Annotated in this window: 24 protein-coding genes and 1 tRNA gene; 5 read left to right on the top strand and 20 right to left on the bottom strand. The window is 66.4% G+C overall.

Annotation, left to right across the window (positions count from 1 at the left end; genetic code table 11):
* Positions 1-12: 12 nt before the first annotated feature.
* From thiI to IPI56_01670, 8 genes are read right to left on the bottom strand one after another with little or no spacing between them, the layout of a single operon-like run.
* Positions 13-1,233: a tRNA 4-thiouridine(8) synthase ThiI gene (thiI, locus tag IPI56_01705; protein ID MBK7544457.1), complete on the bottom strand. Its 1,221-nt coding sequence runs from the start codon at positions 1,231-1,233 to the stop codon at positions 13-15.
* Complete coding sequence (locus IPI56_01700; protein MBK7544456.1) at positions 1,230-2,078, bottom strand: hypothetical protein; 849 nt, start codon at positions 2,076-2,078, stop codon at positions 1,230-1,232. Before IPI56_01700 ends, thiI begins: the two co-directional genes overlap by 4 nt.
* Positions 2,078-2,863 carry a hypothetical protein gene (locus IPI56_01695; GenBank protein ID MBK7544455.1) on the bottom strand — a complete coding sequence of 262 codons (786 nt, stop codon included), beginning with the start codon at positions 2,861-2,863 and terminating at the stop codon, positions 2,078-2,080. The genes IPI56_01700 and IPI56_01695 overlap by 1 nt, the downstream gene beginning before the upstream one ends.
* Positions 2,860-3,960, bottom strand: coding sequence for a glycosyltransferase (locus IPI56_01690; GenBank protein MBK7544454.1), 1,101 nt, complete (start codon positions 3,958-3,960; stop codon positions 2,860-2,862). Before IPI56_01690 ends, IPI56_01695 begins: the two co-directional genes overlap by 4 nt.
* A 1-nt stretch (position 3,961) precedes the next feature.
* Positions 3,962-5,092 (bottom strand): hypothetical protein, encoded by a 1,131-nt coding sequence (locus tag IPI56_01685; protein MBK7544453.1) that lies wholly within the window; start codon positions 5,090-5,092, stop codon positions 3,962-3,964.
* A complete protein-coding gene (locus IPI56_01680) occupies positions 5,089-5,970 on the bottom strand; it encodes a ParB/RepB/Spo0J family partition protein (GenBank protein MBK7544452.1) in 882 nt (293 codons plus the stop codon). The genes IPI56_01685 and IPI56_01680 overlap by 4 nt, the downstream gene beginning before the upstream one ends.
* 4 nt (positions 5,971-5,974) lie before the next feature.
* A complete protein-coding gene (locus IPI56_01675) occupies positions 5,975-6,790 on the bottom strand; it encodes a ParA family protein (GenBank protein MBK7544451.1) in 816 nt (271 codons plus the stop codon).
* A 9-nt stretch (positions 6,791-6,799) separates the two neighbouring features.
* A complete protein-coding gene (locus IPI56_01670; GenBank protein ID MBK7544450.1) occupies positions 6,800-7,099 on the bottom strand; it encodes a hypothetical protein in 300 nt (99 codons plus the stop codon).
* On the opposite strand from IPI56_01670, the gene IPI56_01665 reads away from it, so the two are divergent.
* Positions 7,098-8,609 carry a hypothetical protein gene (locus IPI56_01665; GenBank protein ID MBK7544449.1) on the top strand — a complete coding sequence of 504 codons (1,512 nt, stop codon included), beginning with the start codon at positions 7,098-7,100 and terminating at the stop codon, positions 8,607-8,609. The two genes, IPI56_01670 and IPI56_01665, sit on opposite strands and share 2 nt — an antisense overlap.
* 6 nt (positions 8,610-8,615) lie before the next feature.
* Here IPI56_01665 and IPI56_01660 read toward each other — a convergent pair whose 3' ends face one another.
* The 5 genes from IPI56_01660 to IPI56_01640 all read right to left on the bottom strand — a co-directional run bounded on the left by IPI56_01660 (position 8,616) and on the right by IPI56_01640 (position 12,102).
* A complete protein-coding gene (locus IPI56_01660) occupies positions 8,616-9,350 on the bottom strand; it encodes an energy transducer TonB (protein MBK7544448.1) in 735 nt (244 codons plus the stop codon).
* 15 nt (positions 9,351-9,365) lie between these two features.
* Positions 9,366-9,782 carry a biopolymer transporter ExbD gene (locus IPI56_01655; GenBank protein MBK7544447.1) on the bottom strand — a complete coding sequence of 139 codons (417 nt, stop codon included), beginning with the start codon at positions 9,780-9,782 and terminating at the stop codon, positions 9,366-9,368.
* The gene (locus tag IPI56_01650) at positions 9,782-10,399 is read right to left on the bottom strand and encodes a MotA/TolQ/ExbB proton channel family protein (protein MBK7544446.1); all 618 of its coding nucleotides are present in this window, start codon (positions 10,397-10,399) and stop codon (positions 9,782-9,784) included. Before IPI56_01650 ends, IPI56_01655 begins: the two co-directional genes overlap by 1 nt.
* Positions 10,399-12,015, bottom strand: coding sequence for a HEAT repeat domain-containing protein (locus IPI56_01645; protein ID MBK7544445.1), 1,617 nt, complete (start codon positions 12,013-12,015; stop codon positions 10,399-10,401). Before IPI56_01645 ends, IPI56_01650 begins: the two co-directional genes overlap by 1 nt.
* A 14-nt stretch (positions 12,016-12,029) precedes the next feature.
* Positions 12,030-12,102: transfer RNA gene (locus IPI56_01640), tRNA-Thr, on the bottom strand.
* Here IPI56_01640 and IPI56_01635 point away from each other — a divergent pair.
* From IPI56_01635 to IPI56_01625, 3 genes are read left to right on the top strand one after another with little or no spacing between them, the layout of a single operon-like run.
* Positions 12,076-12,513: a hypothetical protein gene (locus tag IPI56_01635; protein ID MBK7544444.1), complete on the top strand. Its 438-nt coding sequence runs from the start codon at positions 12,076-12,078 to the stop codon at positions 12,511-12,513. The two genes, IPI56_01640 and IPI56_01635, sit on opposite strands and share 27 nt — an antisense overlap.
* A gap of 9 nt (positions 12,514-12,522) precedes the next feature.
* Positions 12,523-13,011 (top strand): 5-(carboxyamino)imidazole ribonucleotide mutase, encoded by a 489-nt coding sequence (purE, locus tag IPI56_01630; GenBank protein MBK7544443.1) that lies wholly within the window; start codon positions 12,523-12,525, stop codon positions 13,009-13,011.
* Entirely contained in the window at positions 13,008-14,147 is a 1,140-nt protein-coding gene (locus IPI56_01625) for a 5-(carboxyamino)imidazole ribonucleotide synthase (protein ID MBK7544442.1), read from the top strand. The genes purE and IPI56_01625 overlap by 4 nt, the downstream gene beginning before the upstream one ends.
* A 3-nt stretch (positions 14,148-14,150) precedes the next feature.
* Here the strand turns inward: IPI56_01625 and IPI56_01620 are convergent, their stop codons facing one another.
* On the bottom strand, positions 14,151-18,617 hold the full coding sequence (locus tag IPI56_01620) for a hypothetical protein (protein MBK7544441.1): 4,467 nt from the start codon (positions 18,615-18,617) through the stop codon (positions 14,151-14,153).
* 262 nt (positions 18,618-18,879) lie between these two features.
* On the opposite strand from IPI56_01620, the gene IPI56_01615 reads away from it, so the two are divergent.
* A complete protein-coding gene (locus tag IPI56_01615; protein ID MBK7544440.1) occupies positions 18,880-19,077 on the top strand; it encodes a cold-shock protein in 198 nt (65 codons plus the stop codon).
* A 67-nt stretch (positions 19,078-19,144) separates the two neighbouring features.
* On the opposite strand, the gene IPI56_01610 is transcribed toward IPI56_01615, so the two are convergent.
* Genes IPI56_01610 through IPI56_01585 form a run of 6 tightly spaced genes read right to left on the bottom strand, consistent with a single transcriptional unit; the run spans position 19,145 to position 25,287 of the window.
* Positions 19,145-20,377, bottom strand: a complete 1,233-nt coding sequence (locus IPI56_01610; protein ID MBK7544439.1) for a DUF1015 domain-containing protein — start codon at positions 20,375-20,377, stop codon at positions 19,145-19,147.
* Between the two features lie 19 nt (positions 20,378-20,396).
* The gene (gene ala / locus IPI56_01605; protein MBK7544438.1) at positions 20,397-21,392 is read right to left on the bottom strand and encodes an alanine dehydrogenase; all 996 of its coding nucleotides are present in this window, start codon (positions 21,390-21,392) and stop codon (positions 20,397-20,399) included.
* On the bottom strand, positions 21,392-22,669 hold the full coding sequence (hemL, locus tag IPI56_01600; GenBank protein ID MBK7544437.1) for a glutamate-1-semialdehyde 2,1-aminomutase: 1,278 nt from the start codon (positions 22,667-22,669) through the stop codon (positions 21,392-21,394). The genes ala and hemL overlap by 1 nt, the downstream gene beginning before the upstream one ends.
* The gene (locus IPI56_01595) at positions 22,666-23,520 is read right to left on the bottom strand and encodes an MBL fold metallo-hydrolase (protein MBK7544436.1); all 855 of its coding nucleotides are present in this window, start codon (positions 23,518-23,520) and stop codon (positions 22,666-22,668) included. Before IPI56_01595 ends, hemL begins: the two co-directional genes overlap by 4 nt.
* The gene (gene hemB / locus IPI56_01590; protein MBK7544435.1) at positions 23,517-24,500 is read right to left on the bottom strand and encodes a porphobilinogen synthase; all 984 of its coding nucleotides are present in this window, start codon (positions 24,498-24,500) and stop codon (positions 23,517-23,519) included. Before hemB ends, IPI56_01595 begins: the two co-directional genes overlap by 4 nt.
* Positions 24,501-24,504: 4 nt before the next feature.
* Entirely contained in the window at positions 24,505-25,287 is a 783-nt protein-coding gene (locus IPI56_01585; GenBank protein ID MBK7544434.1) for an inositol monophosphatase, read from the bottom strand.
* Positions 25,288-25,291: the final 4 nt, after the last annotated feature.

The following is a 25,291-nucleotide window of genomic DNA, read 5'->3' as shown; positions in this document are numbered from 1 at the left end:
CGGTCCCGCCCGTTAAATCACCGGGGCGGCGCTCCCCGAGCGCGCCGGGGGGAGGGCCGTCAGAGCCCGCCCGTCCCAAACTTCCGCCTGAGCCAGCGACTCCTCAATCAATCGATCCATCCTCAGCTCCGACTCCAACCGACGGACCACGGGGGTGGCCACCTTGGTTTTGGGTTTCTTGGCCATTAAAGAACAGCAGTCCTTGTAGGCTTCGATGGACGGCGCGTAGGTGCCGATTTTCTGCGCGACCTCGATGATGGCCTCCTTGTCCATGGCGATGAGGGGCTGGAACACGGGCAAAGGCAACTCCGTTTGGACGGCCGTCAAGTTTTCGAGGGTTTGGCTGGCGACCTGCCCGAGGCTGTCGCCGGTGACGAGCGCCTTGAGCCCCAACCGGCGGGCCAGCACCGCCCCGGCCCGGAACATGAACCGGCGGAAGAACACCGTCTCGTATTCCGTGGGGACGGCCAACGACGCGGCGATCTGGTACCGGTCGTGCGGCACCAGGTACAACTTGCCGGGGGCGCCGAAGGCGTTGAGCGTTTCGACGAGCCGGGGGATCTTCGTCCCCAAGACCTCCCGGGAGGACCGGTGGGGGTGGAAATGGAGATGGTGGACCACCGCGCCGCGCTTCATCATGAGCCAGGCCGCCACCGGCGAGTCGATGCCCCCGGAAAAAAGACACAGCACGCCCCCCGCCGACCCCCGGGGCATGCCCCGCAAACCCTGGACCCGGTCCGACAGGACAGCGATTTCCCGCGTCAACACCTCCACGTGGACGGACAGGTCCGGCCGGGTGAGATCCACCTTCAGCCCCGTTTTGTCCACCACCGCCTGGCCCAGACGGCGGGCGATGGCGTCGGAGAGGGCGGGGTAATTTTTGGCCGACCGCCGGGGAAAAATTTTGAATGTTTTCGTCTCGGGGGCGGTACCGACGAGCTCCAACACCGCCGTTTCGACGGCGTCCCAGGCGGGGTCCCCCGCGGACCAGCGCACCAACCGTCCGAACCCGTACCAAGCAATGCCGAAAATGGGTTTCAAGGCCTCGGCCACGCGGTCCCGCGGCACGTCGGGCGCCAGGTCGGCCAGCACCCGCGCGCTCTCGATGCGGACCTTGAGCGCGTCGGGACCCAACCGCCGCCGCACGTCGTCGGCCAGTTTGTTTTCGAACATCCGCCGGTTGCGGCCCTTCGTCCCCAGCTCGGAATAATGAATGACGACGGTTTCGTTCACGGGCGGGGATCGAACCGCACGGTCACGCGGACGTACAGGCCGCCGTACACGGTGGACTGCCGGTTGTAAGTGATGACGGCGCCGTCGGTGCCGGGCACGGACAGGCGGCGGTTGCCCTGCCCCAGGGTGAACCACCATTGGTGCAGGCCGCCGATTTCCACGGCCGTGGACGGGGTCGGCCGCCAGCCCAGGCCGGCTTCGGCTTGGAAAATCTGCCCGGCCGAGGCGTCGGTTTTGGCGTCGAAAAACTGAATGTAATAGTGGGCGGCCCCGCGCCAGCGAACGTACAGCCGCTCGCCGTGCACGCCGGAGAGGCCGAACCCGACGCCCTCGGCGGATATTTCGTTCACGTCGTCCAGGGTCCCGGCGGACACGAGCGGGCCGGTGGACCCCCGCAACACCTCGAACTCTTTCCGTTTAAAGATCTCCCGCACCACCGAAAAACCGAGTTCCGCGGTGAGGGGCCCCTCGGCCAGCGGGTGGTAACGGGTGGCGAAAAAATTGGTGAACCCGACGTTCAACAGGTCGCGCTGGTAAAGCCCCCCCGTTCCCGGCCGGACGTCGGGCAGGGACTCGCGGGCGAATGCCCCGCCGCCGAAAACCCCGGTGTGCCAAAGGGACAGCCCCCAATACCCCCGGTCCGCGGGCGCCTGCCGCCACTCCAAAACATAAAGCGGCGCGTCTTGGCTCTCCGTCCGGTTGGTGTACCCCTGGGGAAGGATTTTCCCCTCCCCGCGCCAACGGACGGTGCCCGCGGGCACGAGCGTCAGGGAGACGGAGGGGCCCGTTTCCGCGGCCAGCGGAAGGGCGAGGCCGATGGCGAAGGCGAGGACGGCGGCGCGCATCAGTATCTCCACCCCACCGCGACGAAGGGTCCGAAAAGGTCGGTTTTGTTGATCGGCAAGGACACCGTCGCTCCCGTGGTCGGCAGGGAGCGGCCGCCCGGGACCAGAACTTCGTAAAGCTGTCGCGCGTAGCCGGTGGACACCCGCCAGCGCGGGGTGGCGAACCCGCCCTCCCATCGGAAGGCGTAGGTGTACCCCCGCCGGTCGATGGGGCCGCCTTCGGCGCGCAGACGGTTGCGGGTCCAAAAGGAATGGCCGATCAAAATTTCCCCGTCCCAAAAAAGCCCCCTGTCCTCGGGCACGCGGCCCGCGTGAAACCCCAGATGGCCGCCGAGCGCCTGGAGGGTTTCGCGGGCCGTTTCGGGTTCCGGGAGGCCGAACACGATGTTTTTGCGTTTGAACACCTGGCGCGAACCGTTCACGCCGAAAACGACCTCGACGGGGGAGGCGCGGAGCGGACGACGCAGATCGACCCAAAGGGATTGCACCGCGAGGGAGGTTTGCCCGTACTGCTGAATCGCGGACCGGTTGCCGATTTCCCCGGCGAAGGTCGCGCGGTTGGCCCACGCTTGGGCCTGGCACGCCCAGCCGGGCGCCAACGTCCGACGCCAGCGCAGCCCCCCCACGGGGTTCCAGGGTTTCACTTTGAGCTCCCAACCGCTGGGCGATTCACGGAAGCCGGAACCTTCGTATTCCACGAACCCCTGGGGCAAGAGCTGGAGGGACCACTCGTCGGCCCGGGCCCCGGCGGCGCCCAGGAGAAAAAACAGGAGCGCGCGTTTCACGCGGTCAACAACCGTTCGTAGAGGGCGAGGGTTTTGTCGACCATGCTTTCGAGGGAATAATTTTCACGCACCTCGCGCTGGGCCGCCTCGGCCATGGATTGGGACGCCGACCGGTCGGAAAGCTGACGGCGGATCGCCGCGGAGAGCGCGGCGGCGTCGCCCGGGGGCACGAGAAGGCCTGTTTTCCCGTCGCGGACGAGCTCGCCGTTGCCGCCGACCTCGGTGGCCACGACGGGAACGCCCATGCACATGGATTCCCGCAACACCCCGGAAAATCCCTCCCCCGCCAGGGAGGAGACCACGCTCACGGCCAAGATCGAGAGGATCTCCGGCATGTCGGTGCGGAACCCCGCCAGCGTCACCCGGTCGCCCAGGCCCAACCCCGCGACGCGCCGGCGGGCGTCCTCCCCGTCGGTGTCCTTGCCGACCAGCAAAAAGTGCGCGGGGGAACCGGCCGTGACCGCCGCCCGGGCGGCTTCAAGAAAAACCGCCTGGCCCTTCCACCAGCTGTAATGCGTGAGGTTGCCGACCACGGGCGCGCCCGCGGGAATCCGCAGCGCCGCGCGCAGGGCCTCCGCCGGGGGGCGGGGGGTGAACTTCGCGGTGTCGACACCGCTGTGGATGACGACCACCTTTTCGGGGGGCACGCCGCCCGCGATCAACACGCGGCGAATGTCCTCCGACACGGCGATGTAGGTGCGAATGCGCGACGAACGGTACTTGAGCTGGCTGAAGGGGTTCCATTTTTTGAGCTTGAAAGAGACGCGCCGCGAAACCACGAGGCGCGGAATGGAGACGAAAAGCCCCGCCAAAAGGGCGATGGCGTGCGCCCGGGGGTGGTGGGCGTGGACGACGTCCGGGCGGAAGCGCCGCACCGTTTCGGCCAGCCGACGGGCGGCCAAGAGGTCGTAATCCTCCCGCAGGGGACACACGGTCAAATCAACCGGGGTGCCGGCCGCGTGGCGCAGCAGTTCGGCCTCGGGCGGGCAGAAGAGCGCCGCCGCTTGGCCCCGGGCCATCAGCGTCCGGCACAAATTCCACAACTGCACGGTCCCGCCCGACCAGCTCCGGCTCTCCGTGACGTGGAGGACGCGCACGTTATTTTCCCCCCTTGAAAACGGCCGGAGGACTGGCGCCGACCGACTCCCACTGGTCTTTGGCCGCCACCCGGGCCTGGAAGGGCCCCTTCGGCAACTGGTCGCGGGTCAAAGTGAACACGTAGGGAGCGCCGTGGGCCGGGCGGCCGACCCGTCGCCAGACCCGACCGTCCGGGGACACTTCGGCCCAGGCGGATTCCACGTCGACGCCGCTCACCGCCGCGTCCAACGTCAAACTCCCGTTGGCGGCGAGCCGGTCCGGCGCGCGCCGCAGGGTCACCGCGGGGGCCTCGCTTCGATCCATCACCAGTTTGATGGCCACGGCGGGTTCCCGCACGCCCACCGGAGTGCGGGTGGCCTCGGAGGAAATCAACGGGGGCTGGCCCGACACCTGGGTGTTGAGCCAGGCGTTGGGCCGGTTGTCGGAGGCGGCGCCGGCCAACACCGGCGACCGGCCCGCCCCCTTGAGTCGTTCATCGGGCGAAAACAAAACCACGTAATTGGGCGAACTCATCGACACTTCCGTGACGGGAATTTCCGTCCAAACCCAGCGGGCCTCCCCCACCCCGTCGAGCGGATAAGTCGGGTTCCCCGCCAGGGGAAGGTCTTCGGCCCGGGCCAACAACCGGCGTCGGTTGACGGGCCAGGACGGTTGCGACGCCACGGCCACGTGGATCTCTCCCGTCACCGGTTCTTGGTCCCAGCCCGGTCGGCCGGGCAGGGCGGTGGTTTTGGCCGCGCCCAATTTGGCCCCCACGAAGGCCCGCGTCCAGAACGCGCCGGGCGCGGGCGGCAGCTTAATGACCCAGCAGGTGTGGTACCCCACGTTCCACCCGGCGTCAAAACCGCCGTTGGCGAAAAAACGGTAATCGGCCAAACTCGCCCGGGCGGAGAGCAGGAAAGGGGCGTCCGTCGGCGACGGGGCCACCGGCGCGGGCGGTTCCGGCGGCGGCGCCGTCGGCGCGGGGGCGGGTTTCGCGACCGGGGGTTTGGGTTTGGCCGGCGGGGCCGGGGTTTTCACGGGCGGCGCGGGGGGCCTGCCGAGGGAAAATTTGGGGGCCGGCCGGGGGGCCGGCGCGGCGCAGGCCCAGGCCAGAAGGCACAGGCCGGCGGCGCCGAAGCGGCCGGTCATGACGCGGGCGGGCGGTTTTTAAGTCGCGCCACCAGGGAGTCGAGATCGTCCAGGGAGTAGAATTCGAGGCGAACCCACCCCTTGTTTTTGGCGCGGGCGTCGATCACGACACGGCGGCTGAGCGTGCGTTGCAAATCTTCCTCGAGATGCCGGACGTCGGCGTTCTTGCGGCGGGGGGTTTTAACCCGCCCGGTACGGGCGGCGCTCGCCCAATCCAGCACCAGTTTTTCCACGTCGCGGACCGTGAGTTTTTCCTGGACGACCCGTTTGCCGAGTTCCTCCTGTTGGGTCCGGTCGGCGAGCCCCAGGAGCGCCCGGGCGTGGCCCTCGGTGATCAGGCCCTCCAAGAGGGCGTTCCGCAGCATTTGCGGCAGTTCCAAAAGGCGAAGGCGGTTCGCCAGGGCCGACCGGCTCTTGCCGAGCCGTCGTGCCAGCTCTTCCTGGGTCAACCCGACCTCGTCCATGAGCTTGCGCATGGACTCGGCCTCTTCCAGGGGGTTCAAATCCTCGCGCTGGATGTTCTCGATGAGAGACAATTCGTGCCGTTCGCGATCGGTCAGTTGGCGCACCACGCAGGGCACGTCCACCAAACCGGCCATGCGGGCGGCGCGCAGGCGGCGCTCGCCGGCCACGAGCTCGTATTCACCGGGCACGGCCGAGGTCGTCACGAGGAGCGGCTGGGCCAAACCGTGCACTTTGATGGACTCCGCCAGTTCCGCCAGCGAATCGGGGGTGAAGCGCGTCCGGGGTTGGTGGCGGTTGGGACGCACTTTGTCCACGGGAATTTTAATGACCGCCTGGCCGTCGGCGGCGGGGCCGCCCCCCGACCCGGGTTTCAACAGGGCCTCCAAACCTCGTCCCAGCGCTTTGCGTTCCATAATTTTAGTCCGCGGCCGCCACGGCGGCCGGCTCCTCCGTCGGTAGTGCGGGGAGTTCCCCGCGTCGTTCCAAAAATTCCTTGGCCAGGGTGAGGTAGGCCGAGGCCCCGGACGAATGCCTGTCGTAGACCAGCGCCGGCTTTCCGTGGCTGGGCGCCTCGGCGAGCCGCACGTTGCGGGGGATGGCCGTCCCGTAAAGTTTGGTGCCGAAAAACTTCTTGATCTCGCCGTACACTTGCTGGGTCAAATTGGACCGTCCATCGAACATGGTCACGAGCACGCCCTCCAGCTCGAGCCGCGGGTTGAGTCCCGCGCGCACCCGGTCGATGGTGTTGACGAGCATCGACAAACCCTCCAGCGCGTAGTACTCACAGGGCATGGGGATCAGAACCGCGTCGGCCGACACCAGGGAGTTGATCGTCAACAGGTTCAGGGCCGGCGGGCAGTCGATGAATATGTATTTGTAGACCTTGTGGAACTGACGGAGCGCGTTTTGCAGGCGTGTTTCCCTCTGGTCCGCGTTCACGAGCTCCACCTCGGCCCCGTAGAGGTCCATGTGGGAAGGCACCACGTCCAGCCACTCCAAGCCGCTCTCTTTGATGACGCTTTCCAGGGGCGCGTTGTCGAGGAGCACGTGGTAGATGTGCCGGTCGAGACCCTCCCGGGCGATACCCAGGCCGGAGGTCATGTTGGCCTGGGGGTCCATGTCGATCAAAAGAGTCTCCTGGCCCAAATGGGCGAGGGAGGCCGCGAGGTTGATGGCGGTGGTGGTTTTTCCCACCCCGCCCTTTTGGTTCGCGATGGCGATGACACGGGCCATATTGAAGTCCTAATCGAGATCCATGTCCCGCACGGGCCGCGGGGCGTCCGGATCTTCTTTGGCTTTTTGAAGCAAATCGTTGAACGATTTCTTGAGGCGGTCGGCCTTGGATTTTTCGGTTTCCAGGGACTGGGCGAAAAGCCCCGCCCGCCGCTCCGGGTCTTTTTTAACCACCGCCACGCCCTCGTCCAGGGAGGCCACCGGTTTGGGCGGCGTCGCCGCCTTGTGGGACACCACGGCCCGGGCCTCGGGGCTGACGGTCAATTGGGCTTTGCAGCAGGGGCAATGGACGTCAAAGGCGGCCGACATGAGGTGGGTATTATACCACACCCACGTCCGGCCCATCCGGGGATTGCCTTTCGATCAACCTTTAGCGACAATGCTGTCCATGTCGCTTCTTTTTGAAAAAATTGTGCGCTGGCAAAGCGCGCGCGTCGCCCGCGGGCTGCGCGCGGCCGATCCCCGACGTCTGGCCGCCGAGAGCGCGGCGGGCGCTCTATGGGCTTTTCAACAGGCGGCCCGGCGGGTCCCGGCTTACCGCGCTTTGCTCGCCGAGCGGGGGGTGAACCCCCGGGACGTCGCGGGACCGGCGGATTTCTTGACGCGCGTGCCCGTGGTCGACAAAGAAACGTTGTTCCGAAAAAACGACCTCCGCGCCCTGCTCGTTGACGGCGCGATCAACGACGTCCGATCTTTCTTTTCAAGTTCGGGGTCCACCGGGGTGTTTTCTTTCGGGGCGGAATCCTGGCGGGACGCCGACCGGGCCGCCTGGGAAGTGGAATTCATCCTGGACGACGCCTTCGGCGCCCTTTCCAAACGCACCCTGCTTGTCAACGCCTTGGGCCCCGGCATCCACATCCCCACACGGACCCTTCCCACCATCGAAACCGGCTCGCGGCTCGACATCGCCTGGGAATTGATCAAAAAACTGAGGGGCGAGTTCGAGCGGTTCATCATCGTCGGAGAACAACTCCTGTTGAAAAAGCTCGTTGAGGACGGGGCCGCCGCCGGCGTCCCCTGGAAAGACCTCGTCGTCCACATCGTTTCGGGGGCGGAATACATCGCCGAAAACTTTCGCGGTTATATGGGATCCCTTCTGGGCCACGACCCCGACGACCGGGCTCGCGGAAGCGTCAACATCAGCTTTGGTTTATCGGAAATCGCCAACAGCATCGCCAAGGAAACGCCGGAAACCCAAACCCTGCGTCGGCTCGCGATGTCCGACACCGGTGTCCGTCAAAAACTTTACGGGCAGGGGACGCGGCTCTGCGGGGCCCTCCTCCAATACGATCCCCGCGCCTATTTCATCGAAACATCCGCGCCGGGCCCGCGGCGGGGCGAAATGATCCTGACCGCCTTGGACCGGCGCCGAAAAATCCCCCTCATCCGCTACAACACCCGGGACATCGTCGACCTCCTGCCCCACGATCGGCTGGCGGAATTGCTATCGGACATCGGCCGACCGGATCTCCTTCCCCCCTTCAAACTCCCTTTTCTCATCGTTTGGGGAAAGAACAAAGGGCTCGACGCGGGCGATGGGCGGACGGTCTACCCCGAGGAAATCAAAGAAGCCCTTTACGCGGATCCGACGGTGGCGAGCCGCACGACGGGGTATTTTTTCCTGGAGCGGTCAAGGGAAGGGGTTCGTTTGCTTCTTCAACTCCGCCCCGGGTCAACCGCCGATGGGGAATTGGAAGAAAAATTGAAGGCCCAATTGTCGGTCTTCACAGCGGTCGCGATCGAGATTCGGTTCTTGGACCACGGGCAATTTCCCCATTTTCCAAATCAAAGTTTCGACCGAAAAGCGGCCTACTTTTAACCGCCCTCAATCCTCCAACTGAAAATCAATGGTTTGAACGAATTTCACCGACACGGCGCGGTCGCCGCGGCGCGCCGGGGAAAACCGGGCGGAGGCGATCACTTTCTGGGCGGCCTCGTCAAAGAGAAACCCCGCGGACCGCGCCACGCCCGCCCCGGCCACGCGGCCGTCGCGGTTCAAATGCACGTGCACCGTCACCGAGCCCTCCCGCCCCGCGCGGCGCTCGGCCTCGGGATAAAACCGCCGGATGTTCTTCACCAACTCGTCGCGGTTCAAAAGACGCGGCCGCTCGGTCAGGAAAACCCAGTCCACTTCCCCCTCGCCGCCCGTGCCCAGGCCGCCCAAGCCGCGGCTTTCGCCCTCGACCGTGCCCGTCCCTTCCGCCGTTGATGTGGATTTGGACAAGGGGTTTCCCTCCAACGGGGTTTCCGCCCCCTTCGTCCCGGGCGCGGGCAGGGTCCATTCGCGGCCCTTGGGGGCCACGCCGCCGCCTTCCTGGAAAGGCCCCGGGGTGGGCTTGACCACCATCGGCCTCCCCGTGCCGGGGTGGGGGGACCGGAAAGTTTGGGTGGGATCCGAGGTGAGGCGATAGGGGCGGGTGAGGTCCACGTCGATGCGGTCGGGGGTCGCCCAAACGGGGTCAAAGGCGCTCATCCCCCGGCGACCCAGGGACAAAAAGAGAATGCCGTGGACCAGCACGGAAACGGACAGACCCCACTGGAACGGCGTCAGACGGGTCATTTCCCCCCTCTCTTTTTAACGGGCGCGGGTCGGTTTGGAAGCGACTTCCAGCGCCACCTTTTTGACACCGGCGCCGCGAATTGTGTCCAACAATTCCATCACCGCTTCGTAGGGGAGGCCCGCGTCCGCGGCCACCGCCAGGTTCAGTTCCGGTTCCAACTGCCGACGGCTTTTTAACTCGGCCGCCAGGGCCACGAGCGTAAAGGCTGTTTTTTCCAAAAGCAGGGTCCGGTCGGCGGCGTAGGAGACGCGCAGGGCCGCGGTGGCCCGCTCGCCCGTGGCCGCCCTGGGCACGTTGATCGCGACGGCCCGCCGGGCGATGAGCGGGGCCGTGGCCATGAAGATGATGAGCAACACCAAAACCACGTCCACCAGGGGGGTCACGTTGATGCCGGTGATGAGCCCGTTGGTGTCGTCGGTGGAAGCGCCCATTATTTTTTTTCTTTCAGCGCCGCCATAAGAAGGCGGGACAGGGCGTCGGTCTCCGCAAGGTATTCCCCCGCGCGTTTCAAGAAATAGTTGTAAGCCATCACCGCCGGAATCGCCACCAGGAGCCCCACCGCCGTGGCCACGAGCGCCTCGGACAGGCCCGCCATCACCACCTCCGGGCCGGCGCCCGCGTTCCCCGCCAGATCGGCGAAGGCGCGGATGACGCCCAAGACCGTGCCGAAAAGCCCCACGAAGGGCGCGTTGTTGCCCAGGGTGCCCAGGACCCACAAGCGCCGTTCCAATCGGTATCTCCCGTCGATACGTGCGGCGGCCAGGCGTTCCTCCACCGCGGCGGGACCCACGGCCGGCCGCGCCAAGCCGGCGGACAAAACGGAGGCGGCCACGGTCGTCGACCCCCCCGCCAAATCGGCGGCGCGGCGCAGGTCGCCGTCGTTCAAGGCGGCCCGCAGGTCGACCCGAACCCCGTCGAAGGCGCGCCGCTCCCGCCTGAGAACGATCGCCCGCTCGACGATCACCGCCAAAGTCAGGACCGACGCCAGCATCAAAAGCCAAATCACCCACCCGCCGCCGGAGTGGACCAACAACCCCAGGACACCCATTAGAGAGACATCCTCAACACCGCCAGACAATTTTCGGCCGTCACCGCGTCCTCCGTTTCCCGTTCCAAGTTGATCAAAATCCTCTCGAAATCGGCGTCGTCACCCAACTGCCCCAGGTAATAAGTGGCGAGGAAACGCACCACGAAATCCTCGTGGTTGAGGTAGCGGCGCAACAGGTCCACGCCCTGGGGGTCGCCCCATCGACCCAGGGCCTGGGCGGCGAATATCCGGACCACGAGGGATTCGTCCGACTGGGCGGCGTCGGCCAAAACCCCTTTCACCAAGGGGTTTTTCTGGGCGGCCAAGCCCTCCACCGCCCCGAACCGGGTTTGAATGTTGTTGGTCGGGATCAAGGCGTCCCGGAACACGCCCACGTCCATGCGCGAGGGGTCGTGCCCAAGGGCCACCAGCGCGAAGGCCTTGATGCCGCTGTCGGGGGAAGATTTGTAAATCGTCTCTAACCGGGAGATGAGCGTGTAATTGCGCGTGCCCGCCAAGCCCATAGTCAACAGATAACGGATATCGGTGTATCGAATGTTAAGAGCAAAACCGGAGGGGATTGTTAATTTGACGATCTCTTGAAGCGTGGGATCATCGTAGACCAAGACCTCGGGGCGGTCCGTGGCGATTTTTTCAAGCAGTCCGGCCAATCGCACGTCGATGCGCGGGTCCACCTGATGGCGGCCAGACACCCGCAGGCGCGGCGCGGTGACAATCAGGGGTTCCATCTCGAACAGGTCGAGAACACGCGGTTCCTCCCGTCGGGCGGGTCGGGCGGGGGCCGGGTCCGGCGGGACGGGGGCCTTCTTGGCGAAAAGTTTGAGACCGCTTAGGCACAATTCGGCCATGACGAAGGGGTTGTCCCCTTCCCGGTCGAGGCGCGCGAGAACGGCGTCCAGGTCTTCGGGGCCCCCCATATCGCCCAACGTGAGGGCGGCCAGGGCCCGCGTGACCCGGTTGGAATCCGCGAGGGCCGCGCGAACCATCTCTTTTCCCGCGTTGTCTCCCAGGGCCCAGGCGGCCCGGGCCGACCAGAGGCGGATCAGCGGGGACCAGTTGCGCCGGGCGGCGTCCAGGAGGAGCGGCAAGGCCTCCGGCTGGGCCCAGACCCGCAGGGCCTCCACGGCCGCGAATTGAATGGACACGTCCCGGTCCAAAAGGGCTTCCTTGAAATATTTTAGATGATCGGGGTTCTTTTTCGTCGCCAGGACCAACAACCCCTCCGCCCGGGCCTGCGTGCCCGATTGGAAGCGCGCCGCCTCCAGGAGGCGCCCTTGTATCTGAGGGTCTTGGGCGAGAGCCAGCGCTTGCGTCACGGGCACACCCAGATTCCACAGACGGATTTTTAGTCGGTAGCCCTCGGGCGTCCGCATATTGCCCAATTCGCTCAACGCGCTGTACTCTTGCCGGGAAGTGTCCGGCTTGTAGAATTGGTCGATGGTGAACGTGTTCTCGCGGCGGCGATCGAGCAACGCGACCAATTTGGGCGCGGCGACGGCCTCGGCCCGCGCCCGCATGCGGGCGCGGTCCTCGGCCGCGTTGGTGGGCAAAGGTTCCAGACCCGCGCAGGCGGTCAGAAAAACCGCAAGAAGCGCGGAACTTGTTTTGGGGGTCATCATCATATGTAGTAAGCCGAGGATGGGGGTCGAACCCACGCGCTCCCGCTTACAAGGCGGGTGCTCTACCAACTGAGCTACCTCGGCAATTTTTTATTTGCATCGGCCTCGCCGCTTATGGTTTCCGGGCTAACGCCCTCCAACCACTTCCTCGCTTCCCTTAGCTCGGTCGCAAGGCGGGTGCTCTACCAACTGAGCTACCTCGGCAATTTTTTATTTGCATCGGCCTCGCCGCTTATGGTTTCCGGGCTAACGCCCTCCAACCACTTCCTCGCTTCCCTTAGCTCGGTCGCAAGGCGGGTGCTCTACCAACTGAGCTACCTCGGCAATTTTTTATTTGCATCGGCCTCGCCGCTTATGGTTTCCGGGCTAACGCCCTCCAACCACTTCCTCGCTTCCCTTAGCTCGGTCGCAAGGCGGGTGCTCTACCAACTGAGCTACCTCGGCAAAACGATCATTTCCATTATATACCATCCGGCACGGCGCGGGATTTTCTAAAATGGCCCCATGGCCAAACCGCTCGTCGCCGTCATCATGGGGTCCACCTCCGATTGGGACACCATGCAACACGCCGTCCAGGTTCTTAAGGATTTCGACGTGCCCCACGAAAAACACGTGGTGTCGGCCCACCGCACACCCGTCAAGATGGCCCGTTTCGCCGCGGCGGCCGAAGGCCGGGGGGTGCGGGTCATCATCGCCGGGGCCGGCGGCGCCGCCCATCTGCCGGGCATGACCGCCGCCCACACGGCCCTGCCCGTTCTAGGCGTCCCCGTGGAAAGCCGCGCGCTCAAAGGGCTGGACTCTCTTTTGTCCATCGCCCAAATGCCGGCGGGCGTGCCCGTCGGGTGCCTCGCCATCGGCAAGGCCGGGGCGACCAACGCGGGCCTTTTGGCGGTGGGCATTCTCGCGCTGGCCAACCCCGCTTTACAAAAGAAACTTCACGCCTTCCGTTCCCGTCAAACACGGACGGTTCTAAAAGCCGTCCTGCCAAAATGACCGTCGTTCCGCCCGGCTCGGCGGTCGGCGTGCTGGGGTCCGGCCAGTTGGGCCGGATGTTCGCGCTGGCGGCCCGCCGGCTCGGCTACCGTGTCCACACATTTTCTCCCGAGTCCGACACCCCCACCGGCCAAGTGGCCGACGTGGAAATCACGGCTTCTTACAACGACCTGGACGCCGTCCGGGAGTTCGCCCGGGGGGTGAAGGTCGTGACTTTCGAGTTCGAGAACGTCCCCGCGGCCTGCGTGACCGCCGCCGAAGAGGGCGCTCCCGTGCGGCCCAACGCCCAGGCCCTGCACATTTCCCAACACCGTCTGCGCGAAAAACAATTTTTGTCCCAAAAGGGTTTCCCCGTCGCCGCCTTCCGCCACGTGCGGAACCCGGCGGAATTGACGGACGCCCTGACCGCGTTGGGCACTCCCGCCGTGCTCAAAACCGCCGGCTTCGGTTACGATGGGAAAGGCCAACGGGTCATCCGCAAACCGGAAGAGGCCGCCGACGCTTTCGCCGCCCTGGGCGGCCGGGAAGCGGTGCTGGAATCGTTCATTGATTTTTCCTGCGAGCTGTCGGTGGTGGCGGCGCGTTCCGTGAACGGCGCCGTGACCGACTGGGGCGCCATTGAGAACGCCCACGCCAACCACATCCTCGACCTCTCGGTGTCGCCGGCGGTGACCCCCACGGCGCGGCAATCGGCGGAGGCCGTCAAAATCGCCCACGAGGTGTTGCGGGCCCTGGACGTGGTGGGGGTGATGTGCGTGGAATTCTTTTTGGCCAAGAACGGACGGCTGATCATCAACGAACTCGCCCCGCGCCCCCACAATTCGGGGCACCTGACCATCGACGCGTCGGTGACGAACCAATTTGAACAGCAGCTGCGGGCGGTCTGCGGACTGCCGCTGGGGGCGACGGACTTTTTCGCGCCGGCCGCCATGGCGAACCTGTTGGGGGATTTGTGGGCCAAGGGCGAACCGGTCTGGCAACGGGGCCTGGTTCTGCCCGACGTGAAACTGCACCTCTACGGCAAGGCCGAGGCCCGTCCCGGTCGCAAGATGGGCCACCTCACCGCCCTGGCGCGGACCGCCGCCGAGGCCCGCGATTTGGCCCTCACCGCCCGCCGGGCGTTGTCCCCACTCTAAAGCTTAAGCGCTTTGATCGATCATTTCCGCCGCGCGCAACAGCGTGGAAAAATCCACCGGCGCGAGCGGCCGCGCCGCCAAACTTTCGATTAAGACCCGCAGGGCGACCGCCACCGCTTCCGGCAAATTGTCCAAAAGGGCGTCGCGGGGAATCAGCGGCGCGAACCCCGCCGTGCACGACAGCAGCACCGCGGCTTCCCCCGCGGGCCCCCAACGCTCCACCACCCCGGCCAACGCGGCCAACCCCAGGGCCCCCGTCTCGGCGACCGTTTCGGCGACCACCACGCCGGGGGTTTTGTCCAGAACCCAATCGCGCAACCGGTCCGCCGCTCGCCGGTTGTCCGGCGCCACGACCAGCCGCACATCCCGCGCGCCCGCGCCGCGGGCCCGCGCGACCGCACGGGCCGTCGTTTCCAATTCCCCGCGCAGCCGGTCGTCCATGTCTTTTTCCGCCACCAGAGCGACCAGCACCAACGGTTTTTCCGGGGCGTTCCGTTCCGGCGCGCGCCCCAGAAGGAAACCCGTCAAGAGGGCCAAGGCGGGGGTCGCGGTTTCGCTTCGCAGCGGCCCGGCCAAACCGACCGAACGGAACGGGGTGTCGATGTCGGCGGCTATGGCGTCAAACCGCGTGAGCCGATCAACGGTGTCCAAACCCAAGGGGACCACCGGGGGCAAAAGATCGCGCGTCCAATCGGTGACGGTTGCCTCCCCCCCGTCCTTCAAGGAAGCGGAACGGCCCGCCCGACGCCCCCATCCATCGAAACCCCCATGAACAGCCAAAACCACCGTCCACAGCGCCGCCAGGGCCGCGCCCCCGGGGGAAAGGGCCAGCCTCCCCCAACCAAAATCCCCCGCGCTCCACACCGTGAGTGTCACCGTCAGGGCGTAAATCAATGCCATGATCGCGGTTTTTTTAATATCCGTTTCCGGGTCGGTGACGGGCGACTTCAACGCCAACAGGCGGAGGGCCCGGGGCGTGTGGACGAAGGCGAACAGCGCGCCGTACAACGCCCCCGTGAGGGGCGCGGTGACCCCGACAACGGAAGGAGCCACGGGCAGGGCGGACGCCGCGGCAACGGCCGCCAGGGCGCCTCCGGTGCCCAGCAGGGGAGCGACCGCCTTGTAGAACCCGCCCGCGCGGATCGCCGGCACCCCGAAGCGGACCCCCGCCGCTTCCGCCAGGGCCACCCCCAACAGGCTCGTCGCGCGCCCGGGGGCAAGCCGGCGCCGCGCGGTGTCGAGATGCTCGGGCCGCACGGCCGGTGCCCGTTGAAATTCACGACGGTATTCCTCCTCCAGGCGGGAAAGGAAAAGGGGGAAATTGAGTCGGGGAAGGGCGCGGAAAAAATCCGCCTCGACGGGGTCCCCTTCGGGCAAACCCAACGAACGACCCACCAAGCGCAGTATTTTTTTGGCCTCGGCGGGCGTCAGCCCCGACATCCCGCCGGACAGCCCGCGAAAGGCCGTGCGCACCACGCCGAAGACCGCCAAGGGTGTCACCAAAATTTCGTTGATGTAGGCGATCGTCTCGCCGTCCGCGGGCAGGGCCCGTTCGTGGGCCAATTCGTGCGCGCGCACCGCGCGCGTGAATTCCCGCATGAGCTTGGCTTTCACCTCGAGGAAATCGGGGTGGTCCGCCGTCAACCACCGGCGGGTTTCCGCGTATTCGCGCAGTTCGATTTGCCAATCGGGCGAAAGGTTCGACCGCAGGGCGCCCGGGGTGTCGACAAAGGGTTTCCCAAGACGGCGGAACTCTTCGGCGAATTGGGCGCGCAAAGCGAAAAAACGGACGTGCCGCAGGAAAAACGCCGTCGGGTCGGTCCCCAGCACCCGGCGAAGCTCCTCAAGCAGGGAAGGCCCCCGCTCGCGAAGGAGGGAATCGAATTGGGGCCAAAAACTCACCATCACGGTGTGCTCCACGGCCTCCTCGCGCACGACGATCACTCCTTCGTGGGTGGAATACCCGTCCTCGCCCGCGGGGATTGTTCCGTCCCCCCGCACGAGATAGCCCACGTGGGGTTTCCCGTCCAAGGCGAACTCGTCGATTTCCAAAATCCGGGATGAAGACAACACCAGCGCCGGAGCGCCGGACGGGCCGCGTTGCCATTCGATTTCCGCCAGGAACCCTTCGGGGAGGAGTTCGGCGTTCAACGCGTCGCGGGCGTTCCGGGGATCCGCCGTTTCCGGGTCGGGGTTCTCCGCGAGGCGGACCAAGCCTTCCACGGTTTTAACGAACCCGGGCGAAAACGACGCCGCCCGCGCCAACAGTTCGCCGCGGGCGTTTTCCCGTCCGGGCCCCGCCGGACGCGGGGCGTAATTCTTCCACGCCGCGAAAAAGGCTTCCGCCGCGCGCGCGGCGTCGCCGCCCCGATAGGGACGCGCCCTGTCCCGGGCCAATTCCAGCCAAAATCCGGGCAGGACGGCCCGGGCCTTTTCGCTCGCGCCCTGGCCGATCAACGCCAGAGCCCCCAAAACGAACCGACGGCGGCCCGCGGGGGGCCCGGGCGGGGTTTGGGGCGGGCCCGGCGGCTTCAACCATCGGCCCATTCGCCGGGCCAACCGATGCAGCGCGCGGCGCGCCCGAAACCCGCGGGACCCTTTCAACGCCACACGCAATAGGGCCGTTTTGTTTTTGGCGTAGACGACGATTTCGTGACGTCCGCTCCGGTTCGCGAGGGTGAAGACCACGCGCCGGTCGGCCCCCTCGACATCAAACCCCGGAATGGATTCCACGCGAGCGTCGGTGATGCGCAAATTCTTCGCCCCCGTTGACCGGAAAAACGCCTCCAACAAAGCGCGTTCCCCCTCCGTCAGGGGGAACGGGTCCCGCGCCAATCGGCCGGCCGCGGCCACGGCCCAGGGGCCTTCCGTGCGCAGCGGCTCGGCCACAGGCGGGGCGAGGAACAGTTTTTCGCCCTGCATCAATCTTTCCAGGGGTGTTTTTTCCTGGGCGAAAACGCTCAAATAGGCCGATCCCCGCGCGGTTTCGGCCCGGGATATTTTGGGCGTCCATTGGATCACGGTCGCGCCCGCTTCCGACAACCGTCGGGCCAGGCCGTCGCCGTGGTACCCCCCGGTCACGATCACCACCGGTTCCCCCGCCGGCACGCCGCGGGCCAAGGCCAGGGCCCGGTCGGCCATTGTCGCGTCCCGCGCGTCGGCCGCTTCGTAAAATTCCTCCAAAGGGCGCAGAGCGGTCGGGCGGACGGGGTCCGCCCGCCACGCCCGCCACTCCGAGGGCGTGAGGGCGAAATCGACCAATTTGGAGGCCAGCCGCAGGCGTCGCGTTTCCGCCGCCCATTGTTTTTCTCCGAGGGAGAGGGCCCAGCGACGCACGACGCGGTCTTCCCACTCGGTCAAGTCCCCGAGAAGCCGCTCGACAGAAATCCGGTCGGCGAGCCGAACGTATCCCACATAGGCGCTGAAGGCGGGGTAATCCTCGAGCGGAGCGCCCGCCCGCCGACAGAGGGTCCGAAGGTGAAAATAAAATTCCCCCGCGGGGGCGGCGCCCGACCGGTGGGCCCACGCGCGACGGCGCAAATCCTCCACTTCGGGAAATGTCAACCGAGGGAGCAGGCGTCGAACCAGCGCGTCGCGTTCGCGTTCCACCCGGGGGAAATCCAAACGGTTCTCCGCCGCCCAGGCCCGACGAAACAAACGAACACTTTCGGGGAAGTCACCGTCCGGCAGAAGACCCGCGAGGGTTTCGGTGAAGGCCCCCAGGCCCAGTTCGCCCCGTTCACGGGCTTCGACGGCGTCGTCCCACGCGCGCAGGGCCGGGTTCACCCGGGTTTTGGCCCGGCTCCTGTTGCGGTGCGCTTCCGCCAAAGCCCTGCGGGCGGTGGCGACCGTTGCGCGGGCGGCCCGGTACGCCGCCACGTTGCGGTGGTAGGCCGCTTTGTCTTCCAAACCATAAAATTTTCCCCGCCCCGTCAGCCCCGCGAACACGGGCCCGGACACGCGCCCGGTGCGAAAAAGGGAGTCCGCCGCGGTTTGAACCGCCGCCCGGTCCGAATGGCGTTGGTAAGCCGTCACCGGCAACTCCCCCCACCCGCCTTCCAATCCCACCACCCGCGCGAGCCCCCCGGCGGTCAACGCCTCGACGGCGCGGGCCAGATTGGCCTGGGCGTCCGTGTTGCGGTGGACGTCTTGAAGATGGACAAAGAGCGGGCCCCCCGAGGGACGCGCCGGCTCCGCCAGGCGGCGCACGGTGCCGAAGGCCGGGTCCAACGCCGCCAGGACACGGGCGCGGGACGTTCCGGGGGCGGGGGCGACGCCGAGGCCCGCGGTCGCCCCCGGAACGAAGGGCGAAACGCCGGGCCATTCCAAAGGCGGTGATACCCCCGCCGGAACACCGGTGTTTTTGCAATGGCCCGCCGACGCCCGAAATCGGGCGCCCCCCCCTTCCGCCGAAAGGCTTTGGGCCGCGTACAACGACGCCACAATCACGCGCAACACCCGATTATTCATTGAGGAAAATTATAAACCCAGCGCGACGGGGAACCCATTAAGACAATGTAAACATATTGTAACAGCGACGCGCGCGTCTCTTGTAAAAAGGGGGATCGGCTGTTATACTGATTGAGTAAGTTGGATTCAAGGTACTGATGCCGCAACCGCAACACATCGTGAAAACCGCACGGGGTTAATCCCCGAGCGGTTTTTTTTGTTTTGCGTTCCATCAAGGGGCCGGTGTCCAAATAACGCTTACACAGGACGGTGACGCGATTCAATGAAGGGTACAGTGAAATGGTTTAACGCCTCCAAAGGCTATGGTTTCATCACCCCGGAAACCGGAGAAGACGTGTTCGTTCACTTCTCCGCCATCCAGGCCGAGGGCTACAAATCCCTCGAAGAGGGCCAGGCCGTGGAGTTCGATGTGGTGAAAGGGCCGAAAGGTCTTCAAGCCGCCAACGTCCGCCTGCCGTAAGCCGGACCCCTTGAAAAGCAAAACCCCCGCGCGGGTTCTCCGCGCGGGGGTTCGCTTTTTAAAAAAGTTACAGCGCGCCCTGCAGGGACATACTGAGCATGCCCGACGGCATCTTGGGGTAGAAATAGGTGCTTTTGGGCGGCATCACCAAACCCGCGGTGGAGACCTCCAGCACCTCGGCCACGGTGTTGGGGGCGAGGAAAAAAGCCCATCCCTTGGTCGCGCCCGCGCGGCGGGCGGCCTCCTTGGGGTCCCGGGTGAAGAAAAAATCTTCTTTGCCCAACCCCTTTAGCGCCCCCGCGTGCAAAATCGTGGCGGCCAATTTTTGATGGGGCGTGCCTTTGAGCTCCGACGGAATTTTATTGAAGGCGTAGCGATAATACCGCCCCTCGCGAAAAACCCCCACGGCCAGGGCGCCCGCCGGCTCCCGCCCGTCGATCAACTTCTTTAAGGCGCCCAGCCCCGGGAGCGGCGTCAAGGTCCCCCATTTCTCCAGATTCACGAATTTTCGTTTTTCCCAGGGCACCGCGCGGTGGGTCGGCAAAACCTCCAACCCCCGGTCGTCCGATGAGGAAAAATAAGCCATCACCCGGCCCGCCCCGGGGAAAAGGGCCCGGCCCTTCTTCTTGGCCCAGGCCGCGTAATTGAGCGACGTTTCGTAGCGGTGGTGACCGTCGGCGATCGCGCAGGGGGACTTTTTGAAGAGGGCCGTCAACCGGCGCGTGCGGGGCCCTTCCGGCCATTTCCAAAGACTGTGCGTCACGCCCGCTTCATCGGTGAACCGCAACCAAGGGCGGCCCGCCATGCCCTCGTTTACCGTCCGCGCGATGGCCCCCGAACGGTCTTGGGCCAAAAGCTGTATGGGGCTGGTTTGGACGCGGGCGGCCTTGAACAAATTCAACCGGTCCACTTTGTGGGTGGGAAGGGTTTTTTCGTGGGGGAAGACCCCGCGCCCCCAGGGCGCGGTTTTGAGCGAGGCGAAAAAACCGCGCCGCTTCAAAAGACGGCCGTCCACCTGGGACCGAAACCGCGCCTCGTAACCGTAAAGACAGGGGCGCTCGTCCCGCTCCAGCACCCCTTGTTCCACCCATTCGCTCCAAAGGCGGGCGGCGTCGCCGTACCGGGTCGCGGCGTCCCCCGCGGGCAGTTCGACGCGGACAAAATTGCCGGGGTCTTTTTTGACCAGGGCGGCGCGCCCTTCGGGAGAAATCACGTCGTAGGGCGGGCACACCAGGGATTGGATGTTCTTTTGGTGCTTCGCGCCGTACACAAAGGCGCGAAAGGGCTGGATATCGGGCATGGGGATCTCTTTTCTTGGATTAGAGAGGGACTTTCGTCCCTCTCTGAAGTTGAACAGCGCGCTGGTAAACGCAGGCGGCCACGGCCACGTCTTGGATGGCCAGGCCGGTGGAATCAAAAACGGTGATGTCCCGCTCGGTCACCCGCCCGGGCTTCTTGCCGATCACCACTTCGCCGAGGGAGGCGGCGATGTGCCGCGGCGAAATCGCCCCGGTGGTCAACGGCACGTTGATCTCCCCCGAGTGCATGGCCTGTTCGGGGCTGTCGACGATGATGCGGGCCTTTTGCAGCACGCCGGCGTCCAGTTCCTGCTTGCCCGGGGCGTCGGCGCCGATGGCGTTGATGTGCGTGCCGTCCTTGATCCACTCCGGGCGCACCACCACGCGGCGGCCGGGGGTGGTGGTGACCACGATGTCGGCGTCGCAGGCCTCGGGGATTCCCACGGGACGGAGCAACGGCCCCCCGGGGCGGTGGTGGCGGCGACAAAAAGCGGCGCTTTCCTCTTCGGTCGCGGCGGCGACCCGCACTTCCGTCAACGGGAAAAGGCTCGACAGGGCCTCCCATTGCGCGCCGGCCTGGCGTCCCGCGCCCACAAGCCCCAGGACCTTCGAATCTCGACGGGCCAAATGCTTGGCGGCCACCCCGCCGGCGGCGCCGGTGCGCACGTCGGTGAGCCGCCCGGCGGCCATCACCGCCAAGGGGGCCCCGGTCTCCGGGTCATTTAAAATGTAGATGGCTTGGACCGTCGGCAGACCGCGCCGGGGGTTGTCCGGGTGCGAGTTGACCACCTTGACGCCCGCGTAGGGCCGCCCGTCGGCGCAGGCGGTTTTGGGCAGGTAGGCGGGCATGGCCCGCAGGTCGCCGTTGTATTCCTTAAACTCCAGGTACAACTTGGGCGGCATTTGGGCCTCGCCCCGGGCCAATTGGGCGAAGGCCGCCTCCACCATGGGCAACGCGCTTTCGACCGACAGGAGGTCGGCCACGTCTTTTTCGGACAGCCAGAGAACGTCGGCCATCAGACCTCGTGGAAGGCGGCGTCCGCGGCGGCGAGGGTTTTCTCGATGTCCGAGGGGGAATGGGCCGCGGACACGAAAGCCGCCTCGAACTGGGACGGCGGGAAATAGACCCCGCGCTTGAGCAGCGCGTGGAAGAATTTGCCGTAGGCGCGCGTGTCCGCCTTTTCAGCGGACACGAGATCGGACACCGGGCCCCGGGTGAAGAACAGCGTGAACATCGACCCGAAAGCGTTGACGGTGATGTCCCGCCGGTGGCGGCGGGCGATGGCCCGCAGGCCGTAGGTGAGCGAGTCCGTGCGGTCCTGAAGCACTTTGTAAGGGGGTTCGCGCTTAAGGAGCGCCAGCGTCGCCGCCCCGGCCGCCATGGCCACGGGGTTGCCCGACAACGTGCCCGCCTGGTAGACGGGCCCGAGCGGGGCCAGCTTTTCCATGATTTTCCGCGCCCCGCCCAGGGCGCCCACCGGCAAGCCGCCGCCGATGATCTTGCCGAAAGTCGTGAGGTCGGCCCGGAGCCCCAGGGCCCGCTGGGCCCCGCCGGGCCCCACGCGAAATCCCGTCATCACTTCGTCGACGATGAGAAGCGCGCCGTTTTTGCGCGGCACGCGGTCCAGGGTCTCCAAAAATTCCGCCGAGGGCGCGACGACCCCCATGTTTCCCACCACGGGCTCGACGATCACCGCCGCGATCTTGGGCCCGAACCGTTTGAAAGCTTTTTGCAGGGCCGCCGCGTCGTTGTAGGGCAACACCAGGGTGAGCCGCGCCAGTTCTTCCGGAACGCCCTGGGAGGTCGGCGTGCCCAGCGTGAGGGCGCCGCTTCCCGCGGCCACAAGCAGGCTGTCGCCGTGGCCGTGGTAACAGCCGGCGAATTTCACAACCAGTTTGCGGCCCGTAAAGCCCCGCGCCAGGCGCAGGGCCGACATGCAGGCCTCGGTGCCGGAGCTCGTGAAGCGGATCAATTCGACCGAAGGCACCGCGTCGCGCACGAGCCAGGCCAGATCCAATTCCGCCGGGCAGGGCGCGCCGAAGGAGGAGCCCCGCTCCAGCGCCCGCTCGGCGGCCTTCACCACCGTCGGGTGCGCGTGGCCCAAAATCATCGGCCCCCAGGAGCCCACGTAATCGACAAACCGACGGCCGTCCACGTCGAACAGGTGGGCGCCCCGGGCGCGCTCAAAGAAAATCGGGGTCCCGCCCACGGCCTTGAACGCCCGCACCGGCGAGTTGACTCCGCCGACAAAGGTGCGCTGCGCCAATTTGAAAAACTCCTCGGATCGCGTCATGGGGCCTCCTTTTTGACCGTCCCCGGGGGGGCCGGCACGTACACCGCGGTGTCCGACGTCAGGTCGTCGCGGCGGACGCGGAACGTGTCCCCGTCGAGCCAGCGAACGTTCGGGGCGTCCCGCAGAAACACATGGATCGGCTCGAACTCAAAAAAACGAACGCGCGCCGTGCCGTAATGCATGGGCACAACGGCCCGGGGGGCGATTTCTTTTATCAAGGCCCAGGCGCCGGCCGCGTCGACGGTGGTTTTTCCCCCCACCGGAACAAAAAGCACGTCGACCCCGGCCAGGGCCGCCCGTTGATCGGGCCGCAGGGACGCTTGGCCGATGTCCCCCAGATGGGCGAACCGGAGCCCGCCCATGCCCCAAACGTACACCGCGGTGAATCCGTGCCGACGCCCGCCCTGGTCGTCGTGGTCGGCCGACACGCCCACCACTTCCACCCCCGCGGCCGTGTGGGTCCCCGTGGTCCGCACGACGGCGTAGGGCCATCGGGGCGGCGCCGGTCGGCGCGGCGAACCGCGCCCCGGGCCGTTGGAATCCTCGGTGTCGGGCTCCCGGGTCGGCGGCTTCAACAACGGTTCCGGGGCCGCCCCGGGAAAATTGGCGTGGTCGAAATGCGCGTGGGTCACCAACAGCGCGTCCGGCCGCGGAGTCGGGGCCGGGTAATCGACGCTGTCGTCAAAGGGGTCGATCAGGATCGTCCGTCCCGCGCTGTCCGTCAAAGAAAAACAGGAATGGCCCCACCAGCGGACCAGGACGCCCGCGGCGGGGTCGCCCGGCGGTTTCACAAACAAGCGCGGCGCGCACCCGGCCAGCAAGGCCAGCGCCAGGAATCGCGCACTCTTCAAACGAGCCGGCGCGCCATCTCCCGCGCGTGGTACGTCAAAATCACGTCCGCCCCGGCCCGTTTGATGGACAGGAGGATTTCTTCCATCACGCGGTCGCCGTCGATCCAGCCTTTTAGGGCGGCCGCCTTGACCAGGGCGTACTCGCCGGAGACGTTGTAGGCCGCCACCGGCACGTCGAAGCGGTCGCGCACGCGGCGAACGATGTCCAAATAGGACAACGCGGGTTTCACCATCACCATGTCGGCGCCCTCTTTGACGTCGAGGGCCACCTCCCGCAGGGCTTCGCGGGCGTTGGCGGCGTCCATCTGGTGCGAGCGGCGGTCGCCGAAGGCCGGGGTCGATTGGGCCGCGTCACGGAAAGGCCCGTAGAAAGCCGAGGCGTACTTGGCCGCGTAGGCGAGGATGGCCGTGCCCGCGTGTCCGCCCTCGTCCAGCGCGCGGCGGATCGCGCCCACGGCGCCGTCCATCATGCCCGAGGGGGCGACCCAGTCGGCCCCCGCGGCCGCCTGCGTTTGGGCGATGCGCCCCAGCAAATCCAACGTCGCGTCGTTGTCGATGACGGCCGCGCGGCCCGCGCCCGTCAACACACCGCAATGGCCGTGGTCGGTGTATTCGCACAAACAGAGGTCGGTGACGACCACCAGGTCGGGGCAGGCGTCCTTGATCGCCCGAACGGCCCTTTGCACGATCCCGTCGGGACTGGCGGCGTCGGTTCCGGCGGCGTCTTTCACGGCCGGCACGCCGAAGAGGATCACGGCGGGCACGCCCAGACGCCGCAACTCCCGGGCTTCCTTCACGGCGATATCGACGGATATTTGGGCAACGCCCGGCATGGACCGCACGGGGCGGCGTTCGCCCTTGCCGGGACGGACAAACAGGGGTTGAACGAAATCGGCCGGGGTCAGGTGGGTTTCCCGGACCAGGCGGCGCGCGCCGTCGGAGGCGCGCAATCGTCGGGGACGGACTTGGGGGAACGGCATGGCGCTATTTTACTTTATCCGACAATAGCCGACGCATGGCGTCGTGAAGCCGCCCGTTGGAGGCGAGGGTTTGGGACGTGTCCGCGAGCGTGTAGGGCGCGCCCCGAAAATTCGTCACCCGGCCGCCGGCCTCTTGCACGAGAAGGAGGCCCGCCGCCGCGTCCCAGGGTTGCAAATTGAATTCCCAATAGCCGTCAAACCGCCCGGCGGCCACGTGGGCCAGGTCCAGGGCCGCCGCCCCCAGGCGGCGCAGGCCCTGGGTCCGCTTCATGAACCTCTCGACGAACGACAGGTAGTAGGCCGCTTTTTTGTACCGGTCGTAGGGAAAGCCGGTGACGAGGAGCGCGTCGATGAGTTTCGCCGTGCGCGACACCCGGAGCCGCCGCCCGTTGAGGTGCGCGCCCTTCCCCCGCGCGGCGGTGAACAGCTCCCGTCGGTAGGGGTCCAACACCCCGCCCAGGATCACCCGACCGTCCTTTTCCAGACCGATCGACACGCAGGAAATCGGCAGGCCGTGGGCGAAGTTGACCGTGCCGTCCAGGGGGTCCACCACCCAACGGTAGGGGGAGCGCGACGGACGGGCGCCCGATTCCTCCATCAAAAATCCGTGGTCGGGGAAGACCCCCGCGATGACGCGGCGGATGGCGCGCTCCGCCGCTTTGTCGACGGACGTCACGATGTTGACCACGCCTTTGTGCGCGACGGTGAACCGGCGTCCCGCGCCCCGGCGCACCACACGGCCGCCGGCCGCGAGGGCCCGGCGCAAAACGCGCGCGAGGCGGTCCATGGGG

The sequence above is a fragment of the Elusimicrobiota bacterium genome, assembly GCA_016706425.1.
Classification (GTDB): Bacteria; Elusimicrobiota; Elusimicrobia; order FEN-1173; family FEN-1173; genus JADJJR01.
The sequence above is the reverse complement of the archived record's forward strand: the minus strand, read 5'-3'. Positions and strand labels throughout refer to the sequence as shown.